Source organism: Streptomyces sp. 351MFTsu5.1 (assembly GCF_000383655.1).
Classification (GTDB): Bacteria; Actinomycetota; Actinomycetes; order Streptomycetales; family Streptomycetaceae; genus Streptomyces; species Streptomyces griseorubiginosus.
This window is the reverse complement of sequence record NZ_KB911786.1, coordinates 26,660-44,167: the sequence shown is the minus strand read 5'-3', so window position 1 is coordinate 44,167 and position 17,508 is coordinate 26,660. Positions and strand designations below refer to the sequence as shown.

The 17,508-nt window shown below is 72.2% G+C and carries 16 protein-coding genes and 1 pseudogene; 10 read left to right on the top strand and 7 right to left on the bottom strand.

Annotation, left to right across the window (positions count from 1 at the left end):
• Positions 1–62: 62 nt before the first annotated feature.
• Positions 63–767 (bottom strand): GNAT family N-acetyltransferase, encoded by a 705-nt coding sequence (locus tag H295_RS45670; protein ID WP_028809750.1) that lies wholly within the window; start codon positions 765–767, stop codon positions 63–65.
• Between the two features lie 105 nt (positions 768–872).
• Between H295_RS45670 and H295_RS0125775 the strand changes: the two genes are divergently transcribed.
• Positions 873–1,493, top strand: coding sequence for an L-threonylcarbamoyladenylate synthase (locus tag H295_RS0125775; protein WP_020138237.1), 621 nt, complete (start codon positions 873–875; stop codon positions 1,491–1,493).
• A 123-nt stretch (positions 1,494–1,616) separates the two neighbouring features.
• The gene (locus H295_RS0125770) at positions 1,617–2,372 is read left to right on the top strand and encodes a dienelactone hydrolase family protein (protein WP_020138236.1); all 756 of its coding nucleotides are present in this window, start codon (positions 1,617–1,619) and stop codon (positions 2,370–2,372) included.
• Here the strand turns inward: H295_RS0125770 and H295_RS0125765 are convergent.
• The 3 genes from H295_RS0125765 to H295_RS0125755 form a co-directional block, all read right to left on the bottom strand.
• Positions 2,369–4,537: a S9 family peptidase gene (locus H295_RS0125765; RefSeq protein WP_020138235.1), complete on the bottom strand. Its 2,169-nt coding sequence runs from the start codon at positions 4,535–4,537 to the stop codon at positions 2,369–2,371. The two genes, H295_RS0125770 and H295_RS0125765, sit on opposite strands and share 4 nt — an antisense overlap.
• Before the next feature lie 61 nt (positions 4,538–4,598).
• Positions 4,599–5,435, bottom strand: coding sequence for a phosphotransferase (locus tag H295_RS0125760; RefSeq protein WP_028809749.1), 837 nt, complete (start codon positions 5,433–5,435; stop codon positions 4,599–4,601).
• Between the two features lie 341 nt (positions 5,436–5,776).
• The gene (locus H295_RS0125755) at positions 5,777–6,418 is read right to left on the bottom strand and encodes a TetR/AcrR family transcriptional regulator (RefSeq protein WP_020138233.1); all 642 of its coding nucleotides are present in this window, start codon (positions 6,416–6,418) and stop codon (positions 5,777–5,779) included.
• A 91-nt stretch (positions 6,419–6,509) separates the two neighbouring features.
• On the opposite strand from H295_RS0125755, the gene H295_RS0125750 reads away from it, so the two are divergent.
• The 3 genes from H295_RS0125750 to H295_RS0125740 all read left to right on the top strand — a co-directional run bounded on the left by H295_RS0125750 (position 6,510) and on the right by H295_RS0125740 (position 9,065).
• The gene (locus tag H295_RS0125750; RefSeq protein ID WP_020138232.1) at positions 6,510–7,415 is read left to right on the top strand and encodes an ABC transporter ATP-binding protein; all 906 of its coding nucleotides are present in this window, start codon (positions 6,510–6,512) and stop codon (positions 7,413–7,415) included.
• Complete coding sequence (locus tag H295_RS0125745) at positions 7,402–8,163, top strand: ABC transporter permease (RefSeq protein ID WP_020138231.1); 762 nt, start codon at positions 7,402–7,404, stop codon at positions 8,161–8,163. Before H295_RS0125750 ends, H295_RS0125745 begins: the two co-directional genes overlap by 14 nt.
• A 128-nt stretch (positions 8,164–8,291) precedes the next feature.
• Positions 8,292–9,065, top strand: coding sequence for an alpha/beta fold hydrolase (locus H295_RS0125740; protein WP_234021676.1), 774 nt, complete (start codon positions 8,292–8,294; stop codon positions 9,063–9,065).
• Positions 9,066–9,084: 19 nt separating this feature from the next.
• Here H295_RS0125740 and H295_RS0125735 read toward each other — a convergent pair whose 3' ends face one another.
• Entirely contained in the window at positions 9,085–9,858 is a 774-nt protein-coding gene (locus tag H295_RS0125735; RefSeq protein ID WP_020138229.1) for an SDR family oxidoreductase, read from the bottom strand.
• 274 nt (positions 9,859–10,132) lie between these two features.
• Here H295_RS0125735 and H295_RS0125730 point away from each other — a divergent pair, with 274 nt between their 5' ends.
• The 3 genes from H295_RS0125730 to H295_RS0125720 all read left to right on the top strand — a co-directional run bounded on the left by H295_RS0125730 (position 10,133) and on the right by H295_RS0125720 (position 13,697).
• Positions 10,133–11,047 (top strand): MHYT domain-containing protein, encoded by a 915-nt coding sequence (locus H295_RS0125730; protein ID WP_020138228.1) that lies wholly within the window; start codon positions 10,133–10,135, stop codon positions 11,045–11,047.
• Positions 11,048–11,090: 43 nt separating this feature from the next.
• The gene (locus H295_RS0125725) at positions 11,091–12,593 is read left to right on the top strand and encodes a metallophosphoesterase family protein (protein WP_020138227.1); all 1,503 of its coding nucleotides are present in this window, start codon (positions 11,091–11,093) and stop codon (positions 12,591–12,593) included.
• A gap of 75 nt (positions 12,594–12,668) precedes the next feature.
• Positions 12,669–13,697: an LLM class flavin-dependent oxidoreductase gene (locus tag H295_RS0125720; protein WP_020138226.1), complete on the top strand. Its 1,029-nt coding sequence runs from the start codon at positions 12,669–12,671 to the stop codon at positions 13,695–13,697.
• A gap of 497 nt (positions 13,698–14,194) precedes the next feature.
• On the opposite strand, the gene H295_RS0125715 is transcribed toward H295_RS0125720, so the two are convergent.
• Positions 14,195–15,160: a TauD/TfdA dioxygenase family protein gene (locus tag H295_RS0125715; protein WP_020138225.1), complete on the bottom strand. Its 966-nt coding sequence runs from the start codon at positions 15,158–15,160 to the stop codon at positions 14,195–14,197.
• Between the two features lie 84 nt (positions 15,161–15,244).
• Between H295_RS0125715 and H295_RS48015 the strand changes: the two genes are divergently transcribed.
• Positions 15,245–15,871 carry a hypothetical protein gene (locus tag H295_RS48015; RefSeq protein ID WP_020138224.1) on the top strand — a complete coding sequence of 209 codons (627 nt, stop codon included), beginning with the start codon at positions 15,245–15,247 and terminating at the stop codon, positions 15,869–15,871.
• A 31-nt stretch (positions 15,872–15,902) separates the two neighbouring features.
• Here the strand turns inward: H295_RS48015 and H295_RS45665 are convergent.
• Positions 15,903–16,558 (bottom strand): annotated as a pseudogene (locus tag H295_RS45665) (substrate-binding domain-containing protein); the annotation flags it as partial.
• A gap of 100 nt (positions 16,559–16,658) precedes the next feature.
• Between H295_RS45665 and H295_RS0125705 the strand changes: the two are divergent.
• The gene (locus H295_RS0125705) at positions 16,659–17,489 is read left to right on the top strand and encodes an aldo/keto reductase (protein ID WP_028809748.1); all 831 of its coding nucleotides are present in this window, start codon (positions 16,659–16,661) and stop codon (positions 17,487–17,489) included.
• Positions 17,490–17,508: the final 19 nt, after the last annotated feature.

Genomic DNA, 17,508 nt, shown 5'->3' with positions numbered 1-17,508 from the left:
TCCCGACATACCGCTCGGTACGTTACCTCACGTGCGGTCGGCGACCGGCGGGCCGGACGCCGTCAGAAGGTGAGAAGGCGGGTATGAAGGTGCCCGTCACGCGGAAAGTGTGGGGGAGCCGCGGGGAAGCGGGCGGTGAGGGGGTACCCGCACTTCCGTGCCACCCGGCAGGAGGCGATGTTGTCTTCGCTGTGGAGGAGTTCGAGGCGCACGAGCCCGTCCCCAGCAAAGGCGTCGAACGCCCAGCAGGTCAACGCGTCCAGGGCCCGCGGCGCCACCGCCCGGCCCCGCGCGTGTGCCGCCGTCCAGTAGCCGACCTCGCCCGAGGGGCCGCCCGGGGCGGGGCGTTTGAGAACGACGTGCCCGACGAGGCGTTCACCGGCGGCGACTTCACCGACTTCGACCCCACCGCCTTCGACTTCACCCACTTCGGCTTGCCGCACGGCCGATGTGCCGACGACCGGCCTGCCGTGAGCGGACTCAGGGACGAGGACCGGTGCACCGTCCGGCCCGCACAGCGCCCCCTCTTCGACGACCGCGAAGGCGAACCGGTCCCCCTCGTGCCACCCCCGCTCCTGCTCCCGCACCCACCGCTCGGCCTCCGCCTCACCGTCCACGACGGAGCCGATCCAGCGGCGCAGCTCCTCGTCGCGGTGCAGGACGGCCAGCTCGGCGGCGTCCGCAGGCCGCCACGGGCGCAGCACGAGTGCCGGCGCCTTCGCGGCGGCAGGGGCGTGGAGTCGTACGGCGATGCGTTCCCGGTCCATGTCCGGAGCGTAGGTGACAGGCACCGCCGGGCCTCGCGCAGGTCGGCCGCGGCGGCGCTCCCCGGCCTGCGTCGCCGTCCCACCGCTACGGCATAAGCTCGGTGAATGGCCAAGTACTTCGACGTGCACCCGGACAACCCGCAACCCCGCGCCATCTCGCAGATCGCCGAGAGCATCCGGTCGGACGCCCTCATCGCGTACCCGACGGACTCCTGCTACGCACTCGGCTGCCGGCTGGGCAGCCGTGACGGCATCGACCGGATCCGTAGCATCCGCCATCTCGACGACCGGCACCACTTCACCCTGGTCTGCCAGGACTTCGCGCAGCTCGGCCAGTTCGTACGGGTCGACAAGGACGTGTTCCGGGCGATCAAGGCGTCGACGCCCGGCAGCTACACCTTCATCCTCCCGGCGACGAAGGAGGTGCCGCGGATGCTCCAGCACCCGAAGAAGAAGACCGTGGGCGTGCGCATCCCCGACCACGTCGTCACCCAGGCGCTCCTCTCCGAGCTGGGCGAACCCCTGCTGTCGAGCACTCTGCTGCTGCCGGACGAGGAGGAGCCGATGACCCAGGGCTGGGAGATCAAGGACCGTCTCGACCACGTTCTGGACGCGGTCGTCGACTCCGGCGACTGCGGCACCGAACCGACGACGGTGATCGACTTCTCGGGCGGCGAGGCGGAGATCATCCGGAAGGGCGCGGGCGACACCAGCCGGTTCGAGTAAAGCGCCGCTCAAGCGGGAGGGGGCCATGGCGGCGACTTCGTTGGTGCGTGCAAGCATGTGCCCGGCCCGGTTCCGCCGGGCCGGCGACCTGCTCGCCGTCGCATGCGCAGAGAGGCACCCCCCATGACCTCCGTACAGGGAACCGACGTCGACATCCCCACCGAGGACGGCATCGCCGACGCCTATCTGGCCCACCCGGCCGACGGCGCGCCCCGGCCCGCCGTCCTGGTCTTCCAGGACGCGTTCGGGCTGCGCCCCCAACTGAGGTCCATGGCCGACCGGCTCGCCGAGGCCGGCTACACGGTCCTCGTGCCCAACGTGTTCTACCGGCACGGGCGCGCGCCGGTCTTCGACCTTCCGGAGTTCATCGACCCCGGCGCCCGGCCGGAGATCTTCGAGAAGATCATGCCGGTGATGCAGGCGCTGACGCCCGAGCTCGCGATGCGGGACGCCGGGGTGTATCTGCGCTGGCTGGCCGAGCGTCCCGAGGTCGCGGACGGCCCGGTCGCCCTCACCGGCTACTGCATGGGCGCGCGGCTGTCCCTGCTCACCGCGGGCACCTATCCGGACCGGGTGGCAGCGGCGGCCGGCTTCCACGGCGGGCGCCTGGCCACCGACACCCCGGACAGCCCGCACCTGGTGGCCGAGCACATCACCGCGGAGTTGTACTTCGGTCACGCCGACAACGACCACTCGCTGCCTCCCGAGCAGATCGAGCGTCTGGAAGCCGCCCTGACCGAGGCCGGCGTGCGGCACCGCTGCGAGGTCTACGAGGGCGCTCCGCACGGCTTCACCCAGGCCGACACCGCCGCGTACCACGGCGAGGGCGACGAACGGCACTGGGCCGCACTGCTGGACCTGCTCAAGCGCACGTTCTAGAAGGCGGAGCGGGGCGGCTCGACGCCCAAGTGGCGGCGCAGGAAGTCCACTTGCCGCTCCAGCAGTTGCCGGGTGACGGTCGAGCCGATCGGCTGGTGGCCGATACCGGGGAGGATCAGGAGTTCGTGCGGGCGCCCCGCGGCCTTGAGCACCGCGGACAGGCGGAGGGTGTTGACCGGCGGGACGTTGGTGTCGGCGAGCCCGTGGATCAGCAGCAGCGGCCGGGTCAGCCGGGGCGCGTCGCGGAGCAGGTCGCAGGCGTCGTACCGCTCCGGGTACATGTCGGGATGCCCGAGGAACCGCTCGCGCCAGTGCGCGTGGTACAGCCGCTGGTCGGTGACGCCCGCACCGGCCACGGCGGCGTGGAACACGTCGGGGCGGCGCAGCACGGCCAGCGCGGCGAGCGCACCGCCGAACGACCAGCCGCGGAAGGCGACCCGGCCGAGGTCGAGGTCGGGACACCGGCGGGCGGCCTCGCGCAGGGCGCTGACCTGGTCGTCGAGGACGGGTCCGAACAGGTCCCCGTGGACCTCGCGCTCCCAGCCGGGCCCGCGGCCGGGAGTGCCGCTGCCGTCGGTCGTGAGCACCGCGCAGCCCTGCTCGGCGAACCACTGGGCCAGCAGCACCCGCGAGTCGAGTTCGGCGGTGACGCGCTGGAGGGCCGCGCCGCCGTACGAGTCGACGAGGACCGGCAGCGGGCCGCTGCCCCGGCGGTGCCAGGAGGGCAGGTGGAGCCGGGCGCGAAGCGCTCGCGGGCCCAGGACGAAGTGCTCGGCGCGGACGTCGACCACCGGGCGTTCGGCGTACGACAGGACGGTGACGGCCGGTCTGCCCGCGCGCAGCACCGCGGCCCGCCCGCCGGGCCGCTCGGCGTCCCGGGTGACCCGGACCAGTGTGCCGCCGCTCCGGGCGCCGGAGTGCACACCGGGCCCTGAACTCAGTTGCCGTAGGCCGGACTTGGGGCCGTAGCTCCACAGGTGGGTCTCGGTGGGTTCGTCGGTGGCCGTGAACAGGACGTCGTCGCCGTCGGTGCCGAGCACGGCGCGCAGCTGAAGTCCCCGCGGGGTGACGTCCGTTCCGTCCCAGGTGAGGTGTCGGGTGCCGCTCGTGTCGTGGTGGGCGAGAAGGGCGCCGGAGGCCGTGCGGGCGGGCAGTCCGGGGACGAGGTGCACCCAGCACGCGTCGCGCTGTTCGTCCAGGACGGCGGTCCGGCCGTCGTCGGGGTCGATGCCGAGGAAGCGGACGGTGCGCTGGTCACGTGACTGGACGAGAGCCCAGGGCCCGCGTGTGTCCCACCCGGCGCCCACGACGTACTCGTAGGCGACCCGGTCCCAACTCACCTGCACCGGTGGGTCGTCGAGGTCGGAGAGCCATAACGTGACGTCGGGGTTGGGCGTGCCCGCGAGGGCCGTGCGGCGGACTTCGCGGTCCGGGTCGCCAGGGGCGGTCAGGTCGGGCGAGTCGATCCCGTCCGCCCTGTCGCCTCCGCCGGCCGGATCGACGGCGGGATCGACTGCGGGATCGGCTGCCGGACCGGCCGTCGTAGCGGCCGTCGGCCAGGGCCGGACCCGCGTGGAGTCCGTCCGCGCGAACAGCAAGTGGTTGCCGTCCGGCGACCACCAGTGTCCACGGGCATCGTCGAGGGACGTGGCAGCGGTGTGGGGGGCGATCCCGAACTCGACGCCGGACGTGGGCGTTCGGGCTACCGACCGGTCCCCCGCCCCGTCCGTCTCCACCACGCGCAGGCCGCCGTGCGAGACGTAGGCGATGCGACGCCCGGTGGGGTCGGGCCGGGGGTCCAAGACCGGTCCGAGGACGGGCAGCCGCCGCGGCTCCCCCTTGCCGGAGTCCACGGTCCACAGTCCGCCGCCGAGGGCGAAGGCGACGACCCCGGCCGCCGCGTCGGTGCCGTACGCCTCGACACCTCCCACCCGCCCTCTGCGCCCGGACGGCCCGGCCCCCAGCAGCCGAACGGGATCGGCCAGCAACCGTTCCCTGCCGGAGGCCACGTCCAGGGCCCACAGACAGGTCACCGGGTCGTCACCGGTGCGCCCGCGGAGGAACAGCACGATCTCCCCATCAGCGCCGACGACGAACCGCCCGGGGACACCACGGGTGAAGCGGAGGGTGCGGACGAGCTGTTCGCGGAGGGAGGTGAGGGGCATGCCGGTGTCCTACCACCGGCCTCGCGAACAAAACGTACGTTCGATTAAAGAGAGAATCCGCTCACCGTGTCCCGGCGGACGCTTCCCGCAGCCGTCCGAGCCACTCACCGGCCAGCCTGCGGCCGTTCGGAAGGTGGTCGTGGCGGTCCCATCGCCACGTCGTGATCATCGCGAGGACGAGGAGACGGCAGTCGTGCAGCAGGTCCCGGTCGATGTTCGAGCAGTGCTCGGCGACGTCGTCGGGTGCGTGGGCGAGGTCGAATTCGACGGGGCCCCGGCAGCATGTCTCCAGATCGATGAAGAGGGGCCCGCTCTTCGTGGCGAGCAGGTTTCCCGGGTGCGGCTCGCCGTGCAGCAGCTGGTCCACGGTGCCACGCTCGCCGATCGCTCGCCGCAGCCTGCGCAGAGTCTCGTCGAGGAGCCGGCGGTCCGCCTCGGCCAGCGCAGGTGTGCGGTCGCGGTCCGCCAGAAGGCGTTGCGCCTGGTCGACACGGACCGTGAAGTGCGGTGCAGGGACGTCGAGTTGACGCATACCGACATGCAGCCTCGTGAGTGCGTCGGCGTAGGCCGCGGGTGGGACCTCCGGGGGCACGGCCGGTTCGTAGTAGGTCCACAGGGTGACCACGAAGCCGTCGCGCTCGTGAACGCCCGGCGTCACGCGAGGTGCGAGCGCGGCCACCGGGCTTCCCACCTCGGCCAGCCGCTGCGCGAGTTCGACTTCGAGCTGGGCGACCTGGTCCGCCACCGGCGCCACCCGGGCCAGGACGTCACAGGGCAGCAGCCGCAGAGTCAGCTTGTTCGAGTCCTGGAGGACGAGCGCCTCGTCGGCCGTGAGGCCCAGTGACGCGGCCGCCGCCCTCGCCGCGGCCACCGCACGCGGAAGCTCCGAGACCTGCATCGCCGACCGGCCCTCCCCGGTGAGCACCGCCATGCCGGTTCATGCGGTACGGAAGGCGCACGGTACCAAGACGAGCGCACCGGCCGGACCGAATAAACTCCGCTGACGCCGGACACCGGGAGGCGGGCGGCGGCGGTTCGGGCAGACCCAGTGCATCCGCGCGGCCCGCGGCGGCTCGGGCGACGACGATGTGACACTCCCCCGTCAGAGCGGCCACCCCCAGTCCCGCCGGACATCGAGGCCGAGGCCAGAACACTTCCGACGCGGCACACACCCTCAGCAGCTCACCCCGCACACACCCTCAGCAACTCACCCCGCGCGGTCCCGGCCCCGTGGGCCCCTCACTCCCCACCCCGCGCCACCGACTCCACCATCCGCCGGATGTCCGCCAGGTCCGCCTCGAACTCGGCCGTGAGGTCGACCGGGAGGTCCAGCCACGGTCCGACCCGGCTGTGGCCGGGAAGTTCACCGGCCGGGAGCTGACTGCGGCGGCCCCGCGGGTCGAGAGCACCGGGAGTGAAGCGGCCGGACGCCTCGGAGGCGGCGAAGCCGATGACGAAGGTGCTGATCAGCCGCTCCAGTCGGGGCACCTGAGGCTCCGGGACCCCGGCCTCGATGAGCGCAAGGTAGATGATGTCCACCGCGCGCACGGCGTCCGGAGTGACGGCGGGACGCGAGAAGAGCAGGTGTGCCGCCCAGGGGTGACGCTGGGTCACCGCCCGGCAGGCATGGGCGAGGGCGTCGAGCCGCTGGTCCCAGGTCGGCTCCTCCCCCGCATCCGCTCCGTCCGTCGGCAGCAGCGCGGACAGCAGGCGTCCCACCATCCCGTCCAGCAGCGCCGCCTTGTCCTTGACGTGCCGGTACAGCGCCATAGGCGTGACCCCGACACGCTCGGCCAGCGCACGCATCGACACCGCCTCCAGACCGCGCTCGTCGGCGATGGCCAGGGCCGCGTCCAGGATCTCTTCCCGTCTGCCACTCATAGGTCTACAGTGTAGACGTATACACCGTAGACACGTGCTTCGCGGACAGATTCGCGGACAGGGCACACACAGCAGACACAGGGGAGGGTGCATGCTCGTCACGAACGGGTTGGTGAAGTCCTACGGCCGTCATCACGCGCTCGACGGTTTCGACCTGACGGTCGAGCCGGGCGAGATCGTCGGTCTGATCGGCCACAACGGCGCGGGTAAGACGACCTTCGTGGAGATCGTCACCGGTCTGGTACGCCCCGACGCGGGCAGCGTCCGCATCGGGCCGTACGACGCGCGGAGCGAGGGTCGCGACGCCCGGCGGCTCGTCGGGATCGCTCCACAGGAGCCGGCCCTGTACGGCAGTGTCACCGTGCGGGAGAACCTGCGGCTGCTCGCCGGGCTGGCCGGGCTCCGGGGCCGGCGCCGGGACGCGGGGATCGCCCGGGTCCTGGAGGAGCTCCAGCTGTCCGCGGTCGCGGACCGGCCCGTCGGCATCCTGTCCGGCGGGCAGCGGCGCCGGGTCCAGGCAGCCACGGCGATGGTCGGCTCACCTCCGCTCCTGCTGCTCGACGAGCCGACGGCCGGCGCCGATCCGGAGACCCGCTCGGCTCTGCTGGCCGCGGTGAGGGCTCGCGCCGAAGCCGGTGCCGCCGTCGTCTACACGACCCACTACCTCCCCGAACTCGTCGACCTGGACGCCACGTTGGCGATCGCGCGCGCCGGCCGGGTCATCGCGCGCGGCACCCAGGAGGAGCTCACCCGGCACCTTCCCGGCGAGCTCCGGGTCACCTTCGCCGACCCGGCCGAACCCGAACTCCGCAAGCCGACCACGGATCCCGGCGCCGACCTGACGGCCCTGCTCGCCTCCGGCCGCACGCCCGCTTCCGTCGACGTCCACCGGCCCGGCCTGGACGACCTGTACCACTCATTGGAGACGACGACGCAGGCCACGACGACTCACCCTGCGGCACCCACCCGGACGGAGCCCCACGATGCCGCCGCGTGAGTCCGCCACCCGTCTGAGCGCCCTGATCCGCCACAACACGCTGCTGATGCTGCGCGAACCGGGCCCCTTGCTGAGCCGGATGCTCCTGCCGCTGGTCTTCATGACCCTGCTGCGCCCGCTCTACCTGTCCGCGCAGGGCCACACGGCCGGTACCGAACAGGCCGTCGTCGGCACGCTGGTCACGTTCTCGCTGCTCGCCCTCAGCATCTCCGGCAACGCGATCCTCTCCGAGCGCCTCGGCCGCACCTGGGCCCGGCTGCGCGGCACTCCTCTGCACCCGGCGGAGCTGCTGCTCGGCAAGGCGGTGCCCGTGCTCACCGCGCTGCTCGCACAGCAGGTGCTGATCGTCGCCTTCGGGGTGTGCGTGTTCGGACTGCGCGTGCCGCATCCGTTTCTGCTGCTGGGCGTCCTGCTCAGCTGGAGCTGCACGCTGCTCGGCCTCGGGGCGCTGCTCGGGGTGCTGGTCCGCACGATGGGCGAGCTCTCCGCCGCCTACGACATCGGCGGCATGCTCCTCAGCAGCGTCGGCGGCGCCCTCGTCCCGCTCGCCGTCCTGCCCGGCTGGGTCGCGGACGTGGCCCCGGCCTCCCCCGGCTACTGGGCCGCTCACGGCTTGCGCGCCGCGCTCGCGGGCGACGCTCCTGCCGCGGCGACGGCCTGCGGCACCCTCTTCGCCACGGCCGCGGTCTGCGCGACCCTGGCCTCGGTCCGGCTCCAAGGTCGGAGCGGGCGGATGGTGGCCCTCTAGTCGGTCAGGTGGTCGGACAGGTAGTCGGACAGGTTCCCGGAGTCCCCTGCCCGCGGCCGGCGCGATGACTTTCCGGCGCTGCCACGGTCTTCCTCACATACGACTCCCGCAGAACGGATGTGATGACGATGCCGAGCAGCTCCGCCTACGCCAAGGTCAACGGTCTGGAGATGTACTACGAGATCCATGGCGCGGACCACGCGGACCACGAGGGAGGCCGTCCGCTGGTGCTGCTGCACGGTGGTGTCCTCACCGTGGATCTGACATTCGCGGGCGTGCTGCCCGAACTGGCCAATCACCGGCGGGTGGTGGCACCCGAACTCCAGGGGCACGGGCACACCGCCGACATCGACCGTGACATCTCCGTGGCCGGTCTGGCCTCCGACGTGGTGGCGCTGCTCGACGAACTCGGCGTGCGACAGGCCGACTTCCTCGGGTTCAGCCTGGGCGGCCTGACCGCGCTGGAGATCGCCGTCCGGTGTCCCGAGCGCGTCGGACGGCTCGCGCTCGCCGCCACCATGTACACCCAGGAAGGTGTCCACGAGGAGGTGCGCGTCCCGGACTACAGCTCGCCCCTGCTGCCCAGCCAGGCGGACTTCCAGGAGATGGCCGACGCCTACGCGGCCGTGGCACCACACCCCGAGCACTTCCAGGAGTTCCTCGCGAAGACCTCCGCGGCGGCGCAGGCCCCGCTTCCCTGGACCGCCGACGACCTGCGCGGGCTGCAGGCGCCCACGCTGCTGGTCGTCGGCGACAGCGACTTCGTCCGCGTGGAGCACGCGGCGGAGATGCAATCCCTGATCCCCGGGGCGCAGTTGGCCGTCCTCCCCGGCACCAAGCACATGACCCTGATGCGCCGGACATCGCTGCTGCTGCCGCTGCTGGGCGAGTTCTTCTCCTAGGTGCGCGGCCCGGCCGCGCTCACCCGAACCCCCCGTTACTTTTCAGCAGTTGGCCGTTGACCCACTGCCCTTCCGGCGAGCAGAGAAAGTCCACCAGATGCGCGGTGTCCCGCGGGGTGCCGAGTCGGCCGAGGGGGGTGGCCGCGAGGCAGTGCGCCCGGCCCTCCTCGGACATCCAACCGGTGTCGACGGGACCGGGGTTGACGGCGTTGGCGGTCACGCCCAGGTGGGCGAGTTCGTGGGCGGCGGCCAGGGTGATGCGGTCCATCGCGCCCTTGCTCGCCCCGTAGGGCAGGTTGCCCACGGTGTGGTCGCTGGTGAGGCTGACGATGCGCCCGGTGCCCGGCGGTGCGGTGAAGCGGCGTCCGAACTCCCGGATCAGTAGCCAGGTCGCCCGGGTGTTGACGGCGAAGTGCCGGTCGAAGCTCTCGACGGTGGTGTCGAACAGGCCGGAGTCCACGGATTCGCAGTGGCTCATGACCAGCGCGGTGACGGGACCGAGCCGGTGCTCCACCTCGTCGAAGACCCGTGCCGGGGTGCCGGGTTCGGCGAGGTCCGCCTCGATGGCGGCGGTGGCGGCGCCCCGCTCGGCCAGCAGTCCCTCGATCGTCGCGGTCGCGCCCGGCTCGGTGCCCCAGGGCATGCGTGCGTCGTAGGGGTTCCAGCAGGTGAAGGCGATGTCCCAGCCGGAGGCGGCCAGTTGCTGCGCGATCCCGGCGCCGATGCCGACGGTGCGCCCCACGCCGGTGATCAGGGCGAGCGGACGGGCGGGGGATTCGGTGCGTGTCGTCACGGGGTGAGATCGTCCATGGCGGAGGACGGACCGACAACCGCTTTTCCCCGTCGGCCCCGGGTGTCTGCGGCCACGGAAAGGCTGAAAATCGTTCAACTCTGGCACACTGCCGAGCCCCGTGAGCCCGCTTGGCCGAAACTCGCCTTCATGTGACTAAAGTTCAACGACGCCACCGGGGAGTTCTTCTCTTACCCGCGGTAATGGCTTGATTTACGCGATCCGCAGCCGTAACCCTTCCTCCACTACCGGCCAAAGCTCTGGGGGGAGTTGGCTCATGGAAGGCACCGTCGACGGATTCCGCTACGGCATGGTGACCCCGGTCGCCGCGTTTGTGATGGCCTGCCTGGGAGGAGCCCTGGGGCTGCGCTGCATCGTGCGGACCCTGCTCGGCAGCGAGTCGTGGAAGCCGGGCTGGCTGGCGCTCGGCGCGTCCTCGATCGGCTGTGGCATCTGGACGATGCACTTCATCGCCATGATCGGCTTCCAGGTCGTGGAGACCCGGATCCGCTACGACGTCGGGCTCACGGTGCTCAGTCTCGCCGTGGCGATCGTCGTCGTCGGCATCGGCGTGTTCATCGTCGGCTACCGGGGCGCCAACACCCTGAACCTGTCCTTCGCGGGCGTGATCACCGGGCTCGGCGTGGCGGCCATGCACTACCTCGGCATGGCGGCGCTGCACCTGAACGGGACGATCCACTACGACCCCGTGGTCGTCGCGCTCTCCGTGGTCATCGCCGTCGTCGCGGCGACCGCGGCCCTGTGGGCGGCCGTCACCGTCCGGGGTTTCCTGACGAGCCTCGGCGCCAGCCTGATCATGGGCGTCGCGGTGACGGGGATGCACTACACGGGCATGTCCGCGGTCAGCGTGCATGTGCACGGCCGGACCGGCGGATCGTGGGCGGGCGACTCACCCACCTCGTTGCTGCTGCCCATGCTGGTGGGTCCGGCGATCTTCCTGCTCCTGGCGGGAGTTGTCGTCATGTTCGACCCGCTGCTGGTGCTCGGCGACGGCGAATGGAACCGCACGCCGGCGTCGGCCGTCGTCGCCGCCCCGCGGTCCGGCTCGCTCTTCGAGCACCCGGAGGACCAGGAGAACGAGTCGCTCCGAGAGGACGAGGCGCCCAGGGTGGTCCAGGCCCGCGCGCCGCAGGATCCGCAGTGGGCCGTGCCCCGCGGCCCACGAAGGTGACTCCCCCGTCGGGCCGGTTGTAGATCGTTGTTACGGTGCACCGGTGTCTGACTCCTCACGCGATACCGCCGAAGGCGCCGGCTGGGGCTCCGCCCGGCTCGGCGAGTACAAGCGGCTGATGCCGCCCGAGGTCGAGAAGATCTCGTGGCTGAACCCGAAGACGCTGTGGGCCGCCCGCAACGGCGTGGTCGCCTCCTGGCTCGGGGACCCCACGGGCCGTACCCGGAACCGCTGGGTGGCCCAGCGCGCGGCGGCCGGCGCACCCGCCGACAAGGTGATCCGGCGCGCGGACCCGGAGCGCTTCTCCTTCATGGTCATCGGCGACACCGGCGAGGGCGACGACCCCCAGTACGCCGTCGTACCAGGCTTTCTGAAGATCAGTCAGGACACCAGGTTCACGGTCGTCGCCAGTGACGTGATCTACCCCGTCGGCAGCGCGGACGACTACGACACCAAGTTCTTCCGCCCCTACCAGGACTATCCGGCCCCGATCTACGCGATACCCGGCAACCATGACTGGTACGAGGGCCTCGGCGCGTTCATGCGTGTCTTCTGCGGCGACGCACCGCCCCTCGATCCCGAACCTCGCGCCCGCCCCCTCAGCCGCGCCTGGCTGCGCTCCCTGCTGTGGCATCGGCCTCGCCCCCAGGACGGTCAACGCCTCGCCCGGGCACGCCAGTTGCGGGCGGCTCCGGCCCAACAGGCCGTCCAGCCGGGCCCGTACTGGGCCGTCGACGCGGGTCCGCTGCGCATCATCGGCATCGACACCGGACTGCTCGGCACCATCGACGCCGAACAGGGCGCGTGGCTGCGCGAGGTCTCCCAGGGCCCCCGGCCGAAGATCCTCATCACCGGCTCGCCCCTGTACGTGGACGGCGAGCACCACCCCTGCGCCATCGAGGGCGGGGGCACGGTCGACGAGATCGTGCGCGCCCCGGAGCACCACTTCGTCGCGGCGATAGGCGGCGACATCCACAACTACCAGCGCTACCCGGTCGACGTGGACGGCAGGACGTTGCAGTACGTCGTCTCGGGCGGCGGCGGCGCGTTCATGCACGCCACCCACACCATCCCCCGGGTGTCGATCGCCGACGTCACCGAGCAGGACTTCCGCTGCTATCCGCTGCGCGGCGACTCGCTGGCCTTCTACAGCAGGCTCTACGGCCGCCGTCTGCACCTGCGCAGGTTCTTCGCCCTGACCGAGGCGGAGGCCACCGCAGTGATCGCGGAGCGGCTCGGCATCCCGCCCACCCGGCTCCCCGGCGAGCCTGCCCGGGTCACCTTCCGCACCCGCCTCGTCGCGAGCCTCCTGGGTGCCGGCGGCCGGCCCGACCGCACCTCGCGGTTCCGGCTCCCGGTCCGCAAGATCTACACCCAGCTGTTCTCGCCGAGCTCGGCGACCTACAGCCCGCCGTTCTTCAAGTGCTTCCTGCGGCTGGACGTCACGCCGGAGGCCGTACGTCTGCGCTGCTTCGCGGCCACCGGCAATCTCGCCCAGGAGGTGGAACCGCCCGTCGAGGACGAGGTGATCATTCCGCTGAGCTGACAGGGGAACACGGTGGGCGGCTCCGGAGTTGCCTCAGCAGTACTACTTGATACATCAAGCGTCCCGGAGGTGCCCGTGCCGTCCACCCCTCGCCCCCTGCGCAAGCTGGGCTTCCTGACCATCGGACTGTTCGACGAGGCGGACCCCCGACGGGGCCACGAGTCGACGCTGGAGATCATCGAACTCGGCGAGCGGCTCGGCTTCGACAGCGCCTGGCTGCGCCACCGCCATCTCCAGTACGGCATCTCGTCCCCGGTCGCCGTCATGGCGGCCGCCTCGCAGCGCACCCGCCGCATCGAGCTGGGCACGGCCGTCATCCCCCTCGGCTGGGAGAACCCGCTGCGGCTGGCCGAGGACCTGGCGACCGTGGACATCCTGTCCGGGGGCCGGATCAACCCGGGTGTGAGCGTGGGCCCGCCGATGCACTTCGACGAGATCAAGGCGGCGCTGTACCCGGACACGGCCGACGCGGAGGACTTCTCCTACGAGCGGGTGCGGCGCCTCCTTGACCTGGTGCGCGGCAAGCCGGCGAGCGACTTCAGCGGGGTGCAGGGCTTCGAGGTCTTCTCCGACCGCGTCCAGCCGCACTCCCCCGGCCTGGGCCGGCGGCTCTGGTACGGCGGCGGCAGCCTGAGTTCGGCGCGCTGGGCGGGCGAGCACGGCATGAACTTCCTGACCAGCAGTGTCGTCAAGGCGGAGGCGGCCGAGGGGCCGTACGACTTCGCCGAGATCCAGCTCTCGCACATCCGCGCGTTCCGCGCCGCCCACCCGGACGGCGAGGAGGCCCGTGTATCGCAGGGTCTCGTCGTGATCCCCACCGACTCCGCCTCGCCCGAGCAGCGGGCCAGGTACGAGGAGTACGCGGCGAAGCGCACCCCTCGTACGGCCTCGCCCCAGGGTCCGGCCCGGATGATGTTCGCGCCGGACATCGTCGGCACGTCCCAGGAGATCGCCGAACGCCTCCAGGCACACGCCGCGTTCCGCGAGGTGGACGAGGTGGCCTTCGCCCTCCCGTTCACCTTCGAACACGAGGACTACGTACAGATCCTGACAGACATGGCAACGAAGCTGGGCCCGGCACTGGGGTGGCGAGCCGGGTCGTAGGTCTGATCGAGCGCCTGGTCCCGGGTCTGCCGGGGTGACGGTCCGGGGCGTGGGTCTGCTCGGGACACCCGGGGCGCAGGCCCGCGCGCGCGGCGTGGCTCTGCTCTGGCACGCCCGAGGCGCAGCCCGGGACTGCCAGGGGGCGGTCCGGAGCCTGAGTCCGCTCGGGGCACCCAGGGCGCAGGCCCGCCCGGGCGCGGCCTGGCTCTGCTCCGGCACGCCCGAGGCACAGCCCTGGATTGCCGGGGTGGCGGTCCGAAGCCCTCAGTCCGCTCGGGACGCCCATGGCGCGAGCCCGCCCGCGCCCGGGCCCTTGCGCCCCGGATACGCCCGGAACCTGGCCCACTCAGGCCCACCCGATGCCCAGCCCTGCTCAGGCGCGGCCCAAGGCCCAGGTCTGCTCGGGCCCGCGGAGTCCAGGTCCGCTCGTGCTCGCGGGGCCCAGGTGCACTCGTGCTCCGCAGCCCAGACCCACTCCCGAACCGCCGGAAGCCCCGTCACCACCGCCCCGCCTCCGTCCCCGTGATCGCCTCCGACGCCCTGCCGTCCACCCCCACCGGCACGTCTCCCGCCAGCATCACCCGGTGCATGGTGCGGGGGAAGTCCAGGTGGGCGTTGTCGCTGGGGGCCAGGTGGATGGTGGCGCGGTTGTCCCAGAAGGCCACGCTGCCCGGTTCCCAGCGGAAGCGGACCGTGTACTCGGGGCGCACCGCCTGTTCGAGGAGCATGTCGAGCACGGCTCGGCTCTCGGCGCGGGAGAGGCCCGCGATCTGCTCGACGTAGTAGCCGTTGACGTAGAGGATCCGCTCCCCCGTCTCGGGATGCACCCGCACCAGCGGGTGCAGGGAGGCCACCTGGTGGTCCAGCAGATGCCGGACGTAGGCGTCGTCCCCGGGACGGGGCTGGTAGCCGACGCCGAGGCGGTGCTCCGCGCGGAGCCCGTCGACGAACTCCCGCACCGGTCCGGAGAGTCCGGCGTAGGCGACCGCGAGGTTGGACCACTGGGTGTCGCCCCCGTACGGCGGGACGGTCTCGGCGCGCAGGATCGTCGCGGCGGGCGGGTCGACACGGGCGCCGTGGTCGCAGTGCCAGCCGCGCAGCAGCGTGTGCCGTCGGCGCCGCAGCCACTCCTCGTGCTCCATGCCGAACTTCCCGCCCAGTTCCAGCCGGTCGGCCGTCGTCTCGACCTCGGGGAAGTCCGTGGGGGACGCACCGCCCCGCTTGCGCAGGACGACGGGCTCACCGAACCGGCGGGCGAAGGCCACGTGCCCGGTGTGGTCGAGCTTCTGCCCGCGGAAGAACACCACCTTCCACCGCAGCACCGCGGCCCGGATCGCGGCGACCACCGAGTCGTCGAGGTCGTCCGCGAGATCGACGCCGGTGATCTCGGCCCCGATGTGCCCGGCGACCGGGTTCACCTCGATTCCCGGGTCCCGCTCCGCCGTGCCGTTGTCCGTCGTCATGCATGCTCCGTAGCTCGCCGTGTCCGTGGTGCGACCGCAGGTCCGCGCCCCGCGGGGCGCGTCACCCATGGTTGACTTCCCACCGTGGCCACTTCCTCAACTCCCCAGGAACCGAGCGCGTTCGTACGGCGCCTGCCCACGGGCGAGCGGCTGCCCCTGCCCGCCGGCTCGGTGGTCGGCTGGGAGACGTTCCCCTTCGAGGGTGACCTCCGGGTCAGGCCCTTGCAGCCGCCCGTCCTGCCCGAGCCCGACCGCCACGGGGAGCACGGCCCCGAGCAGTGCCGCACCTGCCTCAAGCCGGTCACGGAGGCGCTGTGGGCCGACGACCACTGGCGCCTGAACGCGATCGGCACCGAGTCCAGGCTCCCGGCGGTCGTCATGCTGCAACCCCGCGGCCACTACGACCTGGCCGACCTCCCCGCCGAGCGCGCGGCGGAACTCGGCCCCCTGCTCCAGCGGGCGGAGCGGGCCCTGCTCGGCCTCGACGGCGTCGCCCGGGTCCACGTCAACCGCTGGGGTGACGGCGCCGCACATCTGCACTTCTGGCTGCTGGCCCGCCCGGCGGGGCTGCTCCAGCTGCGCGGCACCTTCCTCCCCGTGTGGGAGGAACTCCTGCCGCCCGTCCCCGACGAGGAGCGGCGGCAGACCCACCTGCTGATCGCCGAGTCGATGGCCGCGCAAGGCGGCACGGCCCACGCGCTCGCTCCCTGAGCCCCCGCCCACTCCCTGAGCTCCGCTGCCGTCGTACTGCGCTCGATCCCAGGAGCAACCGGGCGGCCGCCTCGCCCATCGCGTGGTGCGGCAGCGCGACCGAGGTGAGGGGCGGGTCGAGGAAGGCGGCCATGTGCTCCTGGTCGTCGTGGCCGACCACCGAGAGGTCGTCGGGGACGGTGAGGCCGAGCCGGGTCACGGCGTGCAGGGCGCCGGCCGCGACCCGGTGTCCCCCGACCAGCGCGATCCTGCGGTGCCCCTGCTCGACGAGGAACCGTGCCGCCGTACGGCCGCCTGCCCGCCCGGCGGGGACGACGGAGGGCAGGGAGTCGTCGTCGGGCACGCAGTCGGCGAGCACCGAGTGGGTACGGTGCAGGCCCTCGGGGACCCGGACCCGGCGCAGGGACATGGCCGCGTAGATGATGCCGTCCACGCGCCGGTCGAGAGGTTCGGCGACGGCGGCGTCCTCCTTGGCGCGGTCGCCGCCGGAGTCGACGGTCAGGACCAGGTGATCGCTGTCCCAGGCAGTCTCCACAGGGCCCCGCGCAGCAGCCGCCCGGGAAACGGCGAGGAGGCGATCGCGTCGGCGACCAGGCCGATCACGGCCGTACGGCGGCGGCGCAAGCCGCGGGCGACGTCCCGTGGCGTGGCCCGCCCGGACCCCGCCGACCGCCTGCCTCGGTGCTTCGCATGCCGTCCGCTGTCCTCGTCCCCGCCCGTCAGGTTGATCACCGCTCCCCCGATCCGTGAGGCTGGAGGCACGACACAGTCAAGGGAAGGTCCGCACGTGATCAGCATCCCGACGCACACCCTGAACGACGGCACGACGATCCCCGCCCTCGGGCTCGGCACCTGGCCGATGGACGACGCCGAGGCGGAGCGGGCGGTCGGCACCGCCCTGGAGAGCGGCTACCGGCTCGTCGACACGGCGACCAACTACCGCAACGAGACCGGTGTCGGCCGAGGAGTGGCCGGCAGCGGGGTCCCGCGCGAGGAGGTCGTCGTGACGACGAAGCTCCCCGGCCGCCATCACGGCTACGAGGAGACCCTGGCGTCCTTCGAGGAGTCCCGCGGCCGCCTCGGCCTGGAGTACGTGGACCTGTACCTGATCCACTGGCCGCTCCCCCGCGTCGACAAGTACGTCGACTCCTGGCGGGCCATGATCAAGCTCCGGGAGGACGGTCTTGTGCGGTCGATCGGGGTCTCCAACTTCACGGCGGCTCACATCGAGCGGCTGGAGAAGGAGACCGGGGTCCTGCCGGCCGTCAACCAGATCGAGCTGCACCCCCTCTTCCCGCAGGAGGAGCTGCGCGCTTACCACGCCGACAAGGGCATCGTGACCGAGAGCTGGAGCCCGCTTGGACGGGGCTCGGACCTGCTGGACGACCCTGCCGTGGCCGCCGTGGCCCGGGCGCACGAGGTCACCCCCGGCCAGGCGGTCCTGCGCTGGCACGTGCAGCTCGGAGCGCTGCCGGTCCCGAAGTCCGGCGACCGGGACCGGCAGCGTGCGAACCTCGACGTCTTCGGCTTCGAGCTGACCGAGGCGGAGATGGCGGCGCTCGCCGACCGCACGCACCGGCGCCTGGGCGGGGACCCGGAGACGCACGAGGAGTTCTGAGCCGCGGGAGGGGCACTCG

What these genes read in the sequence shown, in the direction of transcription:
- H295_RS45670 (WP_028809750.1), bottom strand. Translation starts at nt 767, where the DNA reads ATGGACCGGGAACGCATCGCCGTACGACTCCACGCCCCTGCCGCCGCG.
- H295_RS0125775 (WP_020138237.1), top strand. Translation starts at nt 873, where the DNA reads ATGGCCAAGTACTTCGACGTGCACCCGGACAACCCGCAACCCCGCGCC.
- H295_RS0125770 (WP_020138236.1), top strand. Translation starts at nt 1,617, where the DNA reads ATGACCTCCGTACAGGGAACCGACGTCGACATCCCCACCGAGGACGGC.
- H295_RS0125765 (WP_020138235.1), bottom strand. Translation starts at nt 4,537, where the DNA reads ATGCCCCTCACCTCCCTCCGCGAACAGCTCGTCCGCACCCTCCGCTTC.
- H295_RS0125760 (WP_028809749.1), bottom strand. Translation starts at nt 5,435, where the DNA reads ATGCAGGTCTCGGAGCTTCCGCGTGCGGTGGCCGCGGCGAGGGCGGCG.
- H295_RS0125755 (WP_020138233.1), bottom strand. Translation starts at nt 6,418, where the DNA reads ATGAGTGGCAGACGGGAAGAGATCCTGGACGCGGCCCTGGCCATCGCC.
- H295_RS0125750 (WP_020138232.1), top strand. Translation starts at nt 6,510, where the DNA reads ATGCTCGTCACGAACGGGTTGGTGAAGTCCTACGGCCGTCATCACGCG.
- H295_RS0125745 (WP_020138231.1), top strand. Translation starts at nt 7,402, where the DNA reads ATGCCGCCGCGTGAGTCCGCCACCCGTCTGAGCGCCCTGATCCGCCAC.
- H295_RS0125740 (WP_234021676.1), top strand. Translation starts at nt 8,292, where the DNA reads ATGCCGAGCAGCTCCGCCTACGCCAAGGTCAACGGTCTGGAGATGTAC.
- H295_RS0125730 (WP_020138228.1), top strand. Translation starts at nt 10,133, where the DNA reads ATGGAAGGCACCGTCGACGGATTCCGCTACGGCATGGTGACCCCGGTC.
- H295_RS0125715 (WP_020138225.1), bottom strand. Translation starts at nt 15,160, where the DNA reads ATGACGACGGACAACGGCACGGCGGAGCGGGACCCGGGAATCGAGGTG.